This is a genomic window from Bradyrhizobium sp. USDA 3240, from assembly GCF_054063295.1.
The window spans coordinates 7,867,980-7,883,200 of record NZ_JBSSGD010000002.1 but is presented as its reverse complement, the minus strand read 5'-3'; the positions used below and the strand labels follow the sequence as shown (position 1 = coordinate 7,883,200).

The following is a 15,221-nucleotide window of genomic DNA, read 5'->3' as shown; positions in this document are numbered from 1 at the left end:
CTCCAAAGCTAGGATTTCGAACTCAAAGTCTTCAGTACGGCCAGACACTCGGACGTCATGCTTTGCATGATATCGCGGACGGGCCGTTCAACCTTGATGCTCCCAACAATTTGTCCTGACATATAACCCATGTAATCGACCGCATTGGCCAGTTCGAGCCGCTTGAGCGCCGGGGCCACAAGCAGCTTTTGTGCTGCGAGCGGCAGTGGCTCTGGCGCGTCGGGCGCGTCCCATGCGTCTGTCCACTTGTTCCGCAAGCCACGCAGTGGCTTTCCGGTATCGTATTTGCGCTGGATCGCGTCCTGCGAGCGCGCCGCGATGAACCGCTTGCGCATATCGGGAGAAAGCTCGCTCTCCGAAGAGCCGAGCCAGATCGTGCCGCACCAGACCCCCTCGGCTCCCAACGCGAAGGCGGCTGCGAGATGACGGCCGCTGCCGACGCCTCCCGCAGCGAGCACCGGGATCGGCGTAACTGCTTCGACGACCTCCGGCCAAAGCACCATCGAGGAGATCGTGCCGGTGTGCCCCCCCGCCTCGCTTCCCTGCGCCACGATCAGATCGACGCCCGCCTGCACATGCTTGAGCGCATGCTCGGCGCTACCAGCCATCGCACCAACCTTGATACCGCGGCTGTGCAACCTATCGACGACGTAAGCCGGTGGCGCTCCCATCGCGCTCAGCACGAACTTCGCCTGCGGATGGCGAACGACGATCTCCAGAACCTCAAGAACACCCTCCTCGGTGTGCCCATGGCCAGGCGCCTTCTCCCGAAGCATTTCCGCTTCGACCTCTGGCGGCAGCGGAGGAATCCCAGCGTCATGCAGAACTTTCTCGACGAAATCGAGATGCGCCTTCGGTAGCGCCTTGAGGCGCTCGGACATTGGCGTGACCTGCCCGACCTTGTTGGCGAACAGGACGTCGATGCAATAAGGGCGCCCGCCTGTCTTCTCGTCCATGTCGGTGAGGATGCTTTCGAGCTCGGCCGGCTGATAGTAGCTGGCCGCCAGCGCCCCCATGCCGCCGGCATTGGTGACCTCGATCGCAACCTCCGGCTTGTGCGTAAAGCCGAAGATCGGAACCTCGATCCCGAACATTTCGGTAATGCGGTTGTGCATCTGCACTCCAGGTGTTCGCGTTGCAGGCTTTACTCAGGTCCGACTGAACCTGGGCTTGCGCTTTTCCTTGAACGACATCGTCGCCTCCTTGTGGTCGGCAGTCTCGAATGTTACCTGCTCCAGCGCCATCGATGCCTCCAGCAGCATGTTCACCCGATCCTTCACGATCTGGTTGATCGACAACTTGGTCCAGCGGATCGCCCAGGTCGGCCCGTTGGCGAGCTCGACCGCGATCGAGCGGGCCTTCGCGAGCACTTCTCCACGCGGAACGACGTGATTCACCAGCCCGATCCGCTCGGCCTCCGCGCCCTTCAGCAGCGTCCCGCGGATCAGAAATTCCTTGGCCTTGTTGATGCCGACCAGCAGTGGCCAAATCACCGTGCCACCGTCACCGGCGACCAGGCCGACGCGCGAAACGTGGGTATCGCCGATCCGGGCGTCCTCGGCCATGACGGTGACGTCGCAGAGCAGCGCGTGCGTCGCCGCAAGGCCGATGGCGTCGCCGTTAATGGCAGCGATGATCGGCTTGTCCAGCTCGAGTTGGCGGGTCACGCCGCGGCGGCTGATCATGGGATCGTGGACCTCGCCCTCTTCAAGCACGTCGCCGCCGGGCCGTTCGGACATCGCCTTGACGTCTCCACCGACGCTGAAGAAATCCCCGGCGCCGGTCAGCACTACCGCATTGACGGCGTGATCGTCGGCAAGGTCATCCCAGATCGTCCGCAACTCGCGGATAAGCTTCTGATTGATGGCGTTGCGCGCCTGCGGGCGGTTCAAGGTCACGGTCGCCACCTTGTCGGCAACCTCTACCGAGAGGCATTCGTATCTGGCGTAAGGGTTCATGATCAACTCCAATCAGGACAGTGTGTTCATTGAGTACTCGCGTGATCGCTTTGCAGCAGCCGTGGCGTCGTTCCGGTTACAACGCCCGCGCAATCAGTTCCTTCATGACCTCGTTGGAGCCGCCCCAGATCTTTTGAATGCGGCCATCGCTCCACATCCTTGCGATCGGGTATTCGAGCATATAGCCGTAACCGCCGTGCAGCTGCATGCAGTTGTCGATGATCTCGCACTGCTTCTCGGTCGCCCACCATTTCGCCATCGCCGCGGTCTCTGCATCGAGCGTTCCAGCGATCAGCCGGTCGATGCATGTCTCGACGAAGGTGCGCGTGACGGACACGGCGGTCTTGGCCTCGGCAAGCACCATCCGCGTGTTCTGGAAATCGATCAGACGCTTGCCGAACACCTCCCGCTCCTTGACATAGGCGACGGTTTCGGTCAGCGCGGCTTCGCTCAAAGCGAGCGCCTGCATCGCGATATTGATGCGCTCCTTGGCGAGTTGCTCCATCAGCTGATAGAATCCACGCCCCTCGACTGCCCCAAGCAGATTGTCGACGGGCACGCGCGCATCATCGAAGAACAGCTCGGCCGTGTCCTGGGCCTTGAGGCCAACCTTGTCGAGCCGGCGTCCGCGCCGGAATCCGGCCGTCTTCTCGGTTTCGATGACCAGGAGGCTGAAGCCGCGAACGCCATTGTCGTCAGCCGTATCGGTCTTGACGGCGAGACAGATCAGTTCCGCCGTGTGGCCGTGGGTGATAAAAGTCTTCTGCCCATTGACGACATACTCGTTGCCGTCCCGGCGCGCATGGGTCCTGATCGCCCTGACATCGGATCCGGCGCCCGGCTCGCTCATTGCGAGCGCCGCGACCAGATCGCCGCTCGCCATGCGCGGCAGCCATCGGCGCTTCTGCTCCTCGGTGCCATACTGCGTGAAATACGGCGCCAGGATCACATTCTGCAGCGGGATGCTGAAATCGGGAAACGCGATCCGCGCCAGTTCCTCGATGATGACGGCCTCGTGCCGGAAGTCGCCACCGCCGCCACCATACTCCTCCGGCGAACTGGCGCACAGCAGACCGAGCGCGCCTGCCCCGCGCCATAGATCGCGGTCGATGTAACCTCTCGCGCGCCAGGCGTCGGCATTGGGTGCGACCTCCGCTGCGAGGAAACGGCGAACGGTCACGCGAAACAGATCAAGCTCGGCGGCGTCACGCGTCGCGGTCATGCGCTGATCCAGGTTCATTGACTGGCAAGCGGGCAACCGCCCTGATCGAGCGGTCGTACCGCCTTATCCGCCGGGATCACGGCGATCTGCTTGTAATAATCCCAAGCCGCCCTGGATTCCTTCGGCGACTTCACCTCGAAGAGGTAGAGATCCCGGAGCACGCGGCCATCGGCGCGCAGCCTGGCATTGTGGGACATGAAGTCGTTGATCGGCATCTCCCGCATCTTGGCCATCACCTTGTCAGGATCCTTGGAGCCGACCGCTTTGACTGCCTTCAAATAGTGATTGACGACGCTGTAGGCGCCGGCCTGCACTTGCGTCGGCATCGCCTTCATCCGCTCGTAAAACCGCTTGGCGAATGCACGCGTCTCATCGTTCTGGTCCCAGTAAAACGCCTCGGCAACGATAATGCCCTGGGAATCCTTCAGACCGACGCCGTGAATAGCGTCGATCGTGGCCATCAGCGCCGCGAGGCGCTGGCCCCGTGATTTCAGGCCGAACTCCTCGCCCTGCTTGAGAACGGTGGCAAGATCGGCGCCTGCTTCGACGACGCCAATCACTTTCGCGTTGGAGGCTTGCGCCTGCAACAGGAACGACGAGAAGTCCGTCGCGCCTGTCGGCGTCCGCACAGAGCCGACCACCGTACCTCCACCGGCCTTGACCGCCGCTGATGCGTCGCCTTCAAGGCTCGCGCCGAACACGGTGTCGTTGGTCAGGAAGAACCATGAGTTCTCGCCGCGGCTGACGAGTCCGCTGGTCGGCCCATGTCCCAGCGAATAGGTGTCATAAGTCCACTGCGCCACGTAGGGCGAGCATTTTGTGCCGGTAAGTTCCGAACTCGCCGCCGCATTGAACAGCGCGAGCTTCTTTTTGGTCCTGGTCATGTCGGCAATTGCCAGGGCAAGGCCGGAGAAAGGTACGTCGATGATCGTGTCAACGTTCTCCTCGTCGTACCACTTCCTCGCGATCGCAACACCGACGTCGACCTTGAGCTGGAAATCCGCCGAGACGATCTCGACCGGCTTGCCGAGCACAAGTCCCGCATCCTCAGCGGCGAGCTTCGCCGCCTCGACACTGCCTCGCCCACCGGCCGCGGAATAAACCGACGACTGGTCGCCGAGAACGCCGATCTTGACGGGCGTGTCTTCGCTGGCCTGCGAGGCCGTCGGCGCCGCGACCAGCAGCGCGATGACCCCGATCCCGGTCCATCTCCAAAGCATGCTCACCTCCCTACCGTTGTTTGATTATTGGGCTTGCGTCGCCATGATGGCATAATTTGTCGGACGTTCAACAAAATTATTTGTTGCCTTCTTCAGGCGTCGCCTTAGGATCGTTCTGAAAAAAGCTGCGGAGCAAGGCGCTCGATGCAACCTGGCGCGATGGAACACGCAAGTCGCCGTGGACCGCGGTCAGGGCTCAAGCGGCTGGTCGAACTAGCCTGCAATGGCCTGGGAGAAGGACGAAGGTGGCGGAAACGATCTTCGAAGCATTTCGCGCGAGTACGGCCGCAGCGCCGGACAACGCCTTCATCTGCGTGCCGGCCGGTACCTCCTACGCCCCCGATGGAATTGAGTGGACCGATCATGAGGTCATGCAGCGCGTAGCGGCTCTCACCGAATGCTACGGGCGCGCCGGATACGGGCTCGGGCATCGCGTCGCTTTACTCGTCGAGAACAGACCCGACTATTTTCTGCACTTGCTCGCGCTCAACGCCGTGGGAGCAAGCGTGGTGCCCGTTAATCCCGATCACCGGCACGCCGAACTGCTCTACCAGATGCGGCATAGCGGCGTCGTCCTCGCAGTCGCCCTTCCCCATCACGTCGAGCGGCTGGCCGCGGTTGCGGCCGAACTGGCGGGCCAGTTCGTCGTCCTCGCCGTAGACAGCTTGCCGGAACGGCTGCCCTCGCCGGCACGACCGGCTGCCATCGGCACGTTCGATCTAAATACCGAGGCAGGGATTTTCTATACATCCGGCACGACTGGCCGGCCGAAAGGTTGCGTGACCACAAACGACTATTGGCTCTCCGCCGGGGACTGGTTTTTTACTCTGGCTAGAAGCGGTGGCCGCTTTTCGATCGCACCAGGGCAGGACCGCCTGTTCAACCCGATGCCGGTCTTCCACGTTCATGCCGGCGTGGTCGCCTTGATGCCGATGCTCCTGTCGCGGGGGTGCGTGATTCGCCCCGAGTATTTTTCGGCCAAGCGCTGGTGGAACGAGGTATCAACCAGCCGGGCGACCATTGTGCATTACATCGGAGCCGTCCCACAGGCCTTGGTCGCCCTAGACAGATCGGCAGACGAACGTGCGCATGGTGTCCGATTTGGCTTTGGCGCAGGAATGGAGCCCGCCATTCACCGTGAATTCGAGGACCGCTTTGGCATTCCTCATCTCGAGGTCTGGGGCATGACTGAGGTTGGACGCTGGACGGCAAACGATCGCGACCCTCGCCCGATCGGCGTTCGGGCGATCGGGCGAGCAGTTGCTCCACTCGAGGCAAGGGTCGTCGATGAACGCGACGGCGACGTTGTTGCAGGAGCCGAAGGCGAGCTTGTCGTCCGGTTGGCCGGCGAAGATCCCCGCAAGGGCTTCTTTGCCGGCTATCTCGATGACGAGGCCGCAACCGAGACCGGGTGGAGCGGAGGCTGGTGGCATTCGGGCGACATTGTTCGGCAGGACGAAGACGGGATCATCTATTTCGTCGATCGACGCAAGAACATGATCCGGCGGTCTGGCGAAAATATTGCGGCCACCGAAGTGGAAACCGTACTTTGCCGACATCCCGCGGTTGATCAGATTGCGGTTCTGGCCGTCCCTGACGAAAAGGCGGGAGAAGAGATCTTTGCCTGCGTCGTCCCGGTCGCGGGCCGTACAGGCGACTACCAGCTTGCGCATGACATCGTCAACTATTGCAGGGAGCAGCTCGCTTTCTACAAGGCTCCCGGATGGATTCTGTTCCTCGACCGGATGCCCGTCACTGCTACGCAAAAGATCAACAAGGCGCAGATCTTCGCACCCGGCCTGGATCCCCGGACCCTCACCGGCGCGATCGACCTGCGCGGAGCGAAGAAACGCGGCTAGCTACAAACTCCTCAGCTTGTCGCTTTTTTTGACGGAATGAACGCGTCGAGAAGGTCGTGACAGGCCGCTTCCCCCTCTGCGGCGGATATCGTTTTTGGGTCGGCAGCCCAGCCGGACCACAGACCTTCGGTCAGCTGAGTGAGTGTGATCGCAAGACGGTCAGGATTGATTTTAGCGCCCCGCGCACTCGCGGCGCGCTGCATGAGATTGGCCAAGCCACGGCGATAAGGCCGGTTCAGCTTGTGATAAATCTCGGCAAGATCAGGAGACCAACGCGACGTGCTGGCCAAAGCGACCCAGACCAGAACCCTTTCTGCAGTGAACACAGGCGCGCGAAAACTCGCACTGACGATAGCATGCAAGCGGTCCAGGGGATCCCGGCCGGCGGCCTCCGCCGCAGCTCTTGTCGCCTGTTCAAAGTCCTTGGCCACTTCCCCTACTGCGTGAAGCAGCAGCGCGTCTTTCCCTGGAAAATAGTGCCCGATCAGACCACGCGAAAAACCGGCCGCCTCGCAGATGGTCGCCACGGTCACATCCTTGTAGCCACGCTCCGCGATCGCCTTCATGACCGCGATCACGAACTCCTGTCGCTTTGCTTCCTGATCGGACGAGCCCACCGGGCGTCCCCGAGCCCGCTTTTCCGCCTTCTGCAAGCAACGATCTCCTCTTCCGGGCTCACCGCGCACACTAAACCATCGAATTTATTTGGATGTCCATTCAATTTCGTATGCAGGCCTGCTGCGAGAGCCTACGCGCTGAAGCCGTTTCGTGAAACCATGCCTGGTCGCTTCCCGCCAACCATCAGGAATTCTGCAAACCCTCACACGTTGAGTTCACCCAACGTTGACCACCTTGCAGCCTCATCCTGATCGGAGCTGTGTTTTCGTTTGCCTCTCTGCCTATCCTGCCGCGCTTCTGGCAGTGGTCATCGGCCTCGAACACTTTCATCGCGGCAGACATGGGTATGCGAATGAAACGGCCGCTAGAGGTGCTGGCGGTCGCCCGGGCGTCTTCGCCGCAAGAGCCGGAACGAATCATGCGCGCAATGTCCGGCTGCCCGTAATTTGCTACGGGCAAGCATCCACCGACGGTTTGCAAAATGAGTTGGGTGTTTCGTCGAGGCCAATTTCGTATTTTTCGAACATTGTGATCGCGACATGCCATGTCGCGCCCCGGGCAATACACTTTGCTGGCAAGTGTTGTCTCTAGCCGGCCTACTGGTCTTTCTCCCGGCCGCCAGCGCTATCCTCGCTCATGCCTCGATACAACACTCCGCTCATGGTTGTGCGACGGAATTGCGGAGCTCGATCGAGTTCAGTCAGACGTACACAGCGCGAAACGAAACAGGCGAGAACCGTCCTAAGAACCTACGCCACGCTGCGCGATTGCAGCCGATCGCCCACTCCCGCTCAATCGCGCTCAGGCAGTCCATTTATTACCTCAGACGGGCCGGTTGATGCGTTTCACACCGTTGACGAGTTGGCGGCTCGACGTTCGACAAACAAATGCAGTCGTTGGTGGCGTGGCCTTCATAGGATTGCGGGTTTGAGTTTTGTCAACGCGCCTTAAAATAGCAACCACCCCGATCGCACAGATGTCCGATTTGCGCGCCCTATTGGCATTCGCCGGCCTCCTACCCTCGAAAATGCTGTTTGAGCTGTTTCAAGCCAAGATGCGAAGGGTGGGTCAAAGGACGTCAGCATGCGCCATGAGGTACCGTGGGGCTGATACCATCAACCGCTGTTGCGCAGGAATACGTAGTCCGCCGAATAGGGCGCGCTACGGTAATCCCCGACTCTCTCGCACGAGCCCCGCGCGACCCCGCCCTCGGTGTTGATGCGCTGGACAACGGTCGCGGCCGACAGCACACCGTTACCGCGCCGATCGACCACTTCGAGCTCGAGCGACGGAATGTCGTTCGAGGTCGCGCCGGGCGCGCTGGCGACGACCTTACCCTTCACGGCGCTACCGTCCGTGAGCTCCCAACTCGGTCCGCCGTAATGCCGTCCAATCGACTTTCCGTCCAGCATGAGCGTCGCAATCGGCTCGCGCAATTGCCAAGTCAGCGCGCGAACTCTCGATTGGGATTTCCCGACGTCCAGCTTGCATTCGTAGACCTGCGCGCCCTCGGCATGGAGGGTAGTGATAACGGTCCTGTCGCGCACCGCAATTGCCAACGGCTCTTGCGCCGCCGCCCTGCCGATGAGGGCGGCAAAAGAAACGGCGCTAACGAACGCTGTCGGATTCTTCATCGGTTTTCCTCGACTTGGTTGCAGCTGTAACGTGTGGGCTGACGGCGGCGAAGCCGGACTGCTCGCCAGGTCTAGCGCTCGCGCAAAACTTCCTGGCGGTAGCGCAGCAATGGCGAAAGCAGATAGCTCAGGACCGTCCGCGATCCCGTCTTGATCTCCACGGTCACCGCCATGCCGGGCGACAGGTTAACGACTCTGTCGTCGATCTGCATTTTTGCGCGATCGAGCGAAATGCGCGCGCTGTAGTTCAGTTCCTGGCCCTTCGGCTCGCTGGTTTCGTTCTGCGTCCCCAGAGTGCGATCGCTGGAGCGATCCTGCTGGCGATCGCGGATCACGGCGTCCTGCGAAACCAACAGCACCTGACCATGCAGTAGCCCGTAGCGGGTAAAATTGAAGGTATCGATCTTGATCTCGGCTTGCTGTCCGGCATGGACAAAGCCGATGTCGTGATTCGACACCATGGCTTCGATTTCCAGCCGGCTGTCGCTCGGCACGACCACCAGCAGCGACTGCGCCGGCGTAACCACGCCGCCGACGGTATGGATCGCGAGCTGCTGCACCACGCCGTCGACGGGGGCCGTCAGCTGCTGAAGCCTGGTCCTCTGCTCGGCCTTGATCAGGTCCTGCGCGAGCCCGTTCGCCTTCTGCTCGGACTTGGCCAGTTCGTCGGAAAGCGTATGCCGATACTCCGCCACCGCTTGCCCGCGGGTCTCGCGGATCGCTGCGATCGCCGCCTCGGTCTCATGCAGATGGCTGTTCTGCACGTTGTATTCTTCCTGTTGCTCGACCAGCAGCTGGAGCACCTCGAAATAGCCGAGCTTCGAACCCAGCTCCTTCTCGACCAGCGTCTTACGAATGTCGACGCGCGACTGGATTACCGGAATAATCGTCTCGAGTTTGTGGATTGTCGCCGATGCGGTGGCTTGTTCGGCCTCCTTCTGCGCTTGCTGGCGCAGGAGTGCCGCGATCTTGGCGCGATGCTCGGTCACCTGGTTCAGCAATAACTGACGCTGGGCCGCAACCAGTTCCGGGTCGGCCTCGGCGGGTGGCATGAAGTCGGCAGCAGGATCCTCGCTACCGGTGAGCGCCGCGCGCACGCGCGCGATGTTGAGCCGCTCGGCCAGCAGATCGTTGCGCAAATGATCGCGCTCCGCCGCGTTCACGGTCGGGTCAAGTTCGATCAGCACCTCGCCGGCCCTCACCGCCTGCCCGTCCTGTACCCGGATCGACCGCACGACGCCGGTCTCGAACGGCTGCACCACCTTGGTGCCGTCGCCCGGCAGGATTTTTCCGGTCGCCGAAGCCACGATATCGATGGTACCCCACCAGGCCCAGAGCAAGGCCGCGCAAAACATCAGGGCGATGCTGGCCGCGGTCGCCCGGCCGACCGGCGACGGTGGCGTCTCCACGATCTCGAGCGCCGCCGGTAGAAACGCCAGCTCCTCAGTGCTCTTGCGTTGCGCAGGGAGGAACGAGATCACGCGTGGCGCGGATCCGGCGGCAACAGCCGCTTCAGACGACTTCATGGAACCCTCCTTGCAACCGGTGCAGCGACGCGTAGCGGCCGCCGGTCTTGATCAGCGTGTCGTGGCTGCCGTCCTCGACCAGGCGACCGCGATCGAGCGTGACGATGCGGTCCGCCGTGCGGACGGTCGAGAGCCGGTGTGCGATCACCAACACCGTCCGCCCCTTGGCGATGTCCTTCATGTTCTGCTGAACGATGCGTTCGCTCTCGTAGTCCAGCGCGCTGGTCGCCTCGTCGAAGATCAGGATGCGCGGATCGCCCACCAGCGCACGCGCAATGGCGATGCGCTGCCGCTGGCCGCCCGAAAGCGTCGAACCGCGCTCGCCGACCACGGTGTCGTAACCCTCGGCAAGCTCGAGGATGAAGTCGTGCGCTCCCGCGAGCCGAGCCGCCGCAACGATGCGTTCCATCGGCATGGTCGGATCGGCGAGCGCAATATTGTCGCGCACCGAACGGTTGAACAGCACGTTCTCCTGCAACACGACGCCGATCTGACGGCGCAGCCAGGCCGGATCGGCCATCGCGAGGTCCATGCCGTCCACCAGCACGCGCCCGCGCTCCGGGACATAGAGCCGCTGCACCAGCTTGGCGAACGTGCTCTTGCCCGAGCCCGAGGGCCCGACGATACCGACGGTCTGGCCGGCCGGCACATCGAACGAGACATCGTGCAGCACCTCCTGTCCGTCAACGCGGTAGCGGAACGAGACATGGTCGAACCTGATGTCGCCGCGGATGGCCGGCAGCCGCGCCCGCCCGGCCGAATAGGTCGGCTCGGCGGTGGTGTTGAGGATGTCGCCGAGCCGCGCGATCGACAGCCGCGCTTGATGAAAATCCTGCCAAATCTGCGCCAGGCGCAGCACCGGCGCGCTCACCCTGCCGGCCAGGATGTTGAAGGCGACGAGCTCGCCGACCGAAAGATCGCCGTCGATGACGAGCCTGGCGCCGCAGTACAGGATGCTCGCCGTGACGATCTTGCTGACCAGCTGCACCGTCTGGCTCGCGCTGTTGCCGAGACTGAGGACGCGGAAGCTCGCCGCAACATAGCCGGCCAGTTGCTCTTCCCAGCGGCGCTGCATCTGCGGCTCGACCGCCATCGCCTTGAGCGTCTCGATGCCGGTGACGCTCTCGACCAAAAACGCCTGGTTCTCGGCGCCGCGGCGGAATTTCTCGTCGAGCCGTCGCCGGAACAGCGGCGTCGCTCCTGCCGATATCACGATGTAGAAGGGAAACGAGCCGATCACGATCCACGTCAGCAGCGGTGAATAGAAGAACATCACGCCCAAGAAGACGAACGTGAAGAACAGGTCGATCAGCAGGGTCAGCGCTGAGCTGGTGAGAAAATTGCGGATGTTCTCCAGCTCGCGCACCCGCGCCACCGAATCCCCGACGCGACGGGCCTGGAAATAGGCCATCGGCAAAGCCAGCAAATGGTGAAACAGCCGCGCGCCGAGTTCGACGTCGATCCGATTAGTGGTGTGGGAAAACAGATAGGTGCGGAGGATTCCGAGCACGGTCTCAAAGACCGAGATCGTCACTAGTCCGAGAACCAGGACATCGAGGGTGGTCAGCGACCGGTGCACCAGCACCTTGTCGATCACCACCTGGTAGAACAGCGGCGAAACCAGGCCGAACAGTTGCAGGAAGAACGATGCGACCAGCACCTCGCCCAGCAGATGACGATATTTGTGAATCGCGCCCATGAACCAGACGATGTCGAAGCGGCGGGTGATGTCCGACAGACCGGCGCGGCGGGTCATCAGGATCAATTGACCATCCCAAATCGAAACCAGCTCGTCCCGCGTCATGAGCGCGGGCCGCGCCGCCGGCGCCTGCACCAGAACCTTGCCCTCGGCGGCCTTGGCAACCAGCATGAATCCACCGTCGCGCAGCGCCGCGATGGCGGGCAAGGGTGTGCTGCCAAGCCTGGACCAGTCGGTCCGGCAAGCCCGTGCCTTGAGCCCGAGGCCTTTGGCGCACCGGATCATCTCCGCTGCGCCGATCTTATCCGTGCCCAGCCGATGCGCGATCTGTCCGGCATCGGCCGCAACCCCCTGGAGATGCAGCAGCGTCACGAGGGCTTCGAGACCTTGGTCAACGGGTCTCGTGCTGTTGGTTTCGTTGCTCATGTATGCTCTCCAGGGTGATGTTGCGTCAGGCTGCGTGCGGCTGCGCCAGCAGCGGTTGCTGGCCGGGCGCAGGATCGGCAAGCGGGGCGCCACCGAAACCAACACCCGTCGAGACCAGACTCGAGGCCATGAACTGGCCCAGCAGGGCAGCACCCGCCACAGGCTGAGTGTTACTCCCGGCGCCGCCGGGATTCGCCACCGCGTGGAACACGAAGTTGTTGCCGGTGCCACCGTCGAGGACGTCGGTACCGCCATTGCCAATCAGGGTGTCATCGCCTGCGCCGCCGCTCAGAGTGTCGTTGCCGCGGCTGCCGATAAGGATGTCGTTGCCGTCGCCGCCATTGGCGATGAACTGCATCGCCCCTCCGAGCCCGAAGGCGTTGATGACGTCATCGCCACCGAGGCCGTTGATCACGATGCGATCGTTGGCCTCGAAGCCGGTGATCGTGACGTCGGTGGCCAGGCCCGACACCGTGATCACGCCGTTGTTGTCGTTGATCGAGATCGCGTCGTCGCCATTGGTGGCGTTGATCACCACTGTGTCGACCTGACCATCGCCCTGTCCGCTACCGACAGGCGCTGACAAGTCGATCGCAACACGCTTCACGTCGGTCTTGGACAGATCATTGACCGTGATCGTGTCGGCGCCGCCCAACGCGTTGACATCGATCGTCTCGATGCTCTTCAGGTTCATGCTGACGGCGCCGACGTCACGGTTGAGGGTCGCCCCCTTGCCGTTCGCCGAGATGTCGATGTTCTCGTTGATGTTGGCACCATTGAACAACAGGGTGTCGTTGCCTGCCCCGCCGTCGACCGTGTCGCTGCCGTCGCCGGGGTTCCAGACGAAGGTGTCGTCGCCCGCCCCCATCGATGCCACGTCGTTGGCGCGGCCACCGATGACAAGGTCGTTGCCCGCGCTGCCGAAGATGGTGTCATTGCCATCGCCGCCGTTGAGCGTGAGGTTGACCTGGCCGGCGCGAACCGCCGAAGCATTGATGATGTCGTTTCCAGCACCGCCGTTGACGACAACCGAGTCGATGCCGGCATCGACGCCACTGACCGTGACCTGCGCCGCCAATCCGTTGACGACCACCGACGAGCCGTTGCTGCCGACACTGATGCGGTCATCGCCTACCGTGCCATTGACATTCACGGTGTCCGCCACGCCGTCACCCTGACCGCTGCCCGGCGTCGCCGACAGATCGATTGCGATCTGCTTTGCGTCGGTTCCGGAGAGATCATTGACTGTGACGGTGTCGGCACCGCCGAGGGTCGCGAGCTGGATGCGCTCGATACCGCCGAGGTCCATGGTCACATTGCCGACATCGCGGAACAGCCGCACCCGCGAGCCATTGGCCGAGATGTCGATGTTCTCGGCGACATTGGCGCCGTTGAACACCAGGGTATCGGTGCCTGCCCCGCCTTCGACCGTGTCGCTGCCGTCGCCCGGATTCCAGACGAAGGTATCGTTGCCGTTGCCGAGCAGCGCGGTATCGTTACCGCGACCGCCAACGACGGTGTCGTTGCCGTCGCCTCCGATCAGGATGTCGTTTCCGGCGCTGCCGGTGATGATGTCGTTGCCGGCACCGCCGTCGATGGTGAGCCCGATCACCCCGGCAGCAAGGCCGGCAGCGGTGATGACGTCGTTGCCGGCGCCGCCCTCGACGGTGAGTTGGTCGTTGGCCCCATCGGCGCCGGCAAGGGTCACCGCTGCGGGCAGGCCGGTGACGGTGACCGAGCCCGCCGCTCCCGCCACCTGAATGTTGTCGCTGCCGTTGGTGCCGTTGACGGTCACGCTATCGGCCGCGCCGTCGCCCGCACCGCTGCCGGGTTGGCTCTCTAGGTCGATCGCGACCTGCGTGACGCCGGTACCGGTGAGGTCGCCGACATTAACGGTGTCGGCACCGCCGAACGCGTTGAAATCGATTTTCTCGATTCCGTTGAGATCCATCGTGATGTTGGCGACATCGCGGCTGAACCTCACCCGGCCGTGGTTGGCCGTGATACTGACGTTCTCGCTGACGTTGGCGCCGTTGAACACCAGCGTATCGGTGCCGTCCTGACCTTCGACCGTGTCGCTGCCGTCGCCCGGGTTCCAGATGAAGGTGTCGTCGCCGGTGCCGCCGAGCAGGGTGTCGTTGCCGCGGCCGCCGGTGATGATGTCGTTGCCGGCGCCGCCGATCAGCATATCGTTGCCGGCGCCGCCGGTGATGGTGTCGTTGCCGTCGCCGCCATCGACGGTGATGTTGATCAGGTTCGCGAGACCGTTGCCGGCGGTGAAGACGTCGTCGCCGCCGTTCATGTTGAGCACGAAGTTCTCGGTGGTGCCGATGTCGAGCGAGAATGGCGCCGGGCTGATCCTGTCGAAGCGCACGCGGCTGCCGTTGGCCGTGAGCGTGAAGACTTCGGCCCCGTTGCCGCCGTTGACCTCGGCGGTATCGATGCCGTCGCCGCCTTCCATCAGGTCGGTCCCCTCACCCGGGTTCCAGATCATGAGGTCGTTGCCGGCCCCACCGAACATCTGGTCGTTGCCGGTGCCGCCGATAAGGGTGTCGTTGCCGTCACCGCCAAACAGGAGATCGTCGCCACCCTTGCCCTGCAGGATGTCGTTGCCGGCGCCACCGAACAGCTGATCGTTGCCCGAGCCGCCGATGAGGGTGTCGTTGCCTGCGCCGCCGAACAGCTGCACGGCCGGCATTGCGCCATTGCTCTCGTCGACCGCGATCGTGTCGTTGCCGGCCTGGCCGAACACCTGGATCGTGGCGGTGTTGGCAACCGTCGGTCGGCCGCCGAGGATGGTCACGGCGCCGCCGTTAATGAGAATGTTGCCGGCCGCATCGCGGCTGGCGATGATGGAGTTATCGAGGGAGTCGTCGAACACCGTCAGCACGCCGGAGCCTGCCGAAAAACTGGCTGTAATTGCCATTGTAGCGGTCCTTTCGAGGATTGATGAATCAGCGCGAACGCTCATTCCTGGGGTGGGTGGTTTCTTTGGTGCCAACGCCCGATCTGGTAGCCATTGTCACCTCCGTAATCTTGACGCGCGTATGCACGGCTGC

General features: G+C 62.8%; 10 protein-coding genes. 1 reads left to right on the top strand and 9 read right to left on the bottom strand.

Annotated elements, in window-relative coordinates:
• Positions 1 to 8 precede the first annotated feature (8 nt).
• From ACVIGA_RS37555 to ACVIGA_RS37540, 4 genes are all read right to left on the bottom strand, one after another.
• On the bottom strand, positions 9 to 1,115 hold the full coding sequence (locus ACVIGA_RS37555; protein ID WP_456669998.1) for an NAD(P)H-dependent flavin oxidoreductase: 1,107 nt from the start codon (positions 1,113 to 1,115) through the stop codon (positions 9 to 11).
• Positions 1,116 to 1,148: 33 nt separating this feature from the next.
• Positions 1,149 to 1,958, bottom strand: coding sequence for an enoyl-CoA hydratase/isomerase family protein (locus ACVIGA_RS37550; protein WP_456669997.1), 810 nt, complete (start codon positions 1,956 to 1,958; stop codon positions 1,149 to 1,151).
• 76 nt (positions 1,959 to 2,034) lie between these two features.
• On the bottom strand, positions 2,035 to 3,180 hold the full coding sequence (locus tag ACVIGA_RS37545) for an acyl-CoA dehydrogenase family protein (RefSeq protein WP_456669996.1): 1,146 nt from the start codon (positions 3,178 to 3,180) through the stop codon (positions 2,035 to 2,037).
• Positions 3,181 to 3,194: 14 nt separating this feature from the next.
• The gene (locus ACVIGA_RS37540; protein ID WP_456669995.1) at positions 3,195 to 4,400 is read right to left on the bottom strand and encodes an ABC transporter substrate-binding protein; all 1,206 of its coding nucleotides are present in this window, start codon (positions 4,398 to 4,400) and stop codon (positions 3,195 to 3,197) included.
• Between the two features lie 245 nt (positions 4,401 to 4,645).
• On the opposite strand from ACVIGA_RS37540, the gene ACVIGA_RS37535 reads away from it, so the two are divergent.
• Entirely contained in the window at positions 4,646 to 6,259 is a 1,614-nt protein-coding gene (locus ACVIGA_RS37535) for an AMP-binding protein (RefSeq protein WP_456669994.1), read from the top strand.
• Between the two features lie 11 nt (positions 6,260 to 6,270).
• On the opposite strand, the gene ACVIGA_RS37530 is transcribed toward ACVIGA_RS37535, so the two are convergent.
• The 5 genes from ACVIGA_RS37530 to ACVIGA_RS37510 all read right to left on the bottom strand — a co-directional run bounded on the left by ACVIGA_RS37530 (position 6,271) and on the right by ACVIGA_RS37510 (position 15,088).
• A complete protein-coding gene (locus ACVIGA_RS37530) occupies positions 6,271 to 6,912 on the bottom strand; it encodes a TetR family transcriptional regulator C-terminal domain-containing protein (protein WP_456669993.1) in 642 nt (213 codons plus the stop codon).
• A gap of 1,080 nt (positions 6,913 to 7,992) precedes the next feature.
• Positions 7,993 to 8,511: a DUF3455 domain-containing protein gene (locus ACVIGA_RS37525; protein WP_456669992.1), complete on the bottom strand. Its 519-nt coding sequence runs from the start codon at positions 8,509 to 8,511 to the stop codon at positions 7,993 to 7,995.
• 71 nt (positions 8,512 to 8,582) lie between these two features.
• Positions 8,583 to 10,037, bottom strand: a complete 1,455-nt coding sequence (locus ACVIGA_RS37520) for an HlyD family type I secretion periplasmic adaptor subunit (RefSeq protein ID WP_456669991.1) — start codon at positions 10,035 to 10,037, stop codon at positions 8,583 to 8,585.
• Complete coding sequence (locus ACVIGA_RS37515) at positions 10,024 to 12,162, bottom strand: type I secretion system permease/ATPase (RefSeq protein WP_456669990.1); 2,139 nt, start codon at positions 12,160 to 12,162, stop codon at positions 10,024 to 10,026. Before ACVIGA_RS37515 ends, ACVIGA_RS37520 begins: the two co-directional genes overlap by 14 nt.
• 25 nt (positions 12,163 to 12,187) lie before the next feature.
• Positions 12,188 to 15,088: a beta strand repeat-containing protein gene (locus tag ACVIGA_RS37510; RefSeq protein WP_456669989.1), complete on the bottom strand. Its 2,901-nt coding sequence runs from the start codon at positions 15,086 to 15,088 to the stop codon at positions 12,188 to 12,190.
• Between the last annotated feature and the right edge of the window lie 133 nt (positions 15,089 to 15,221).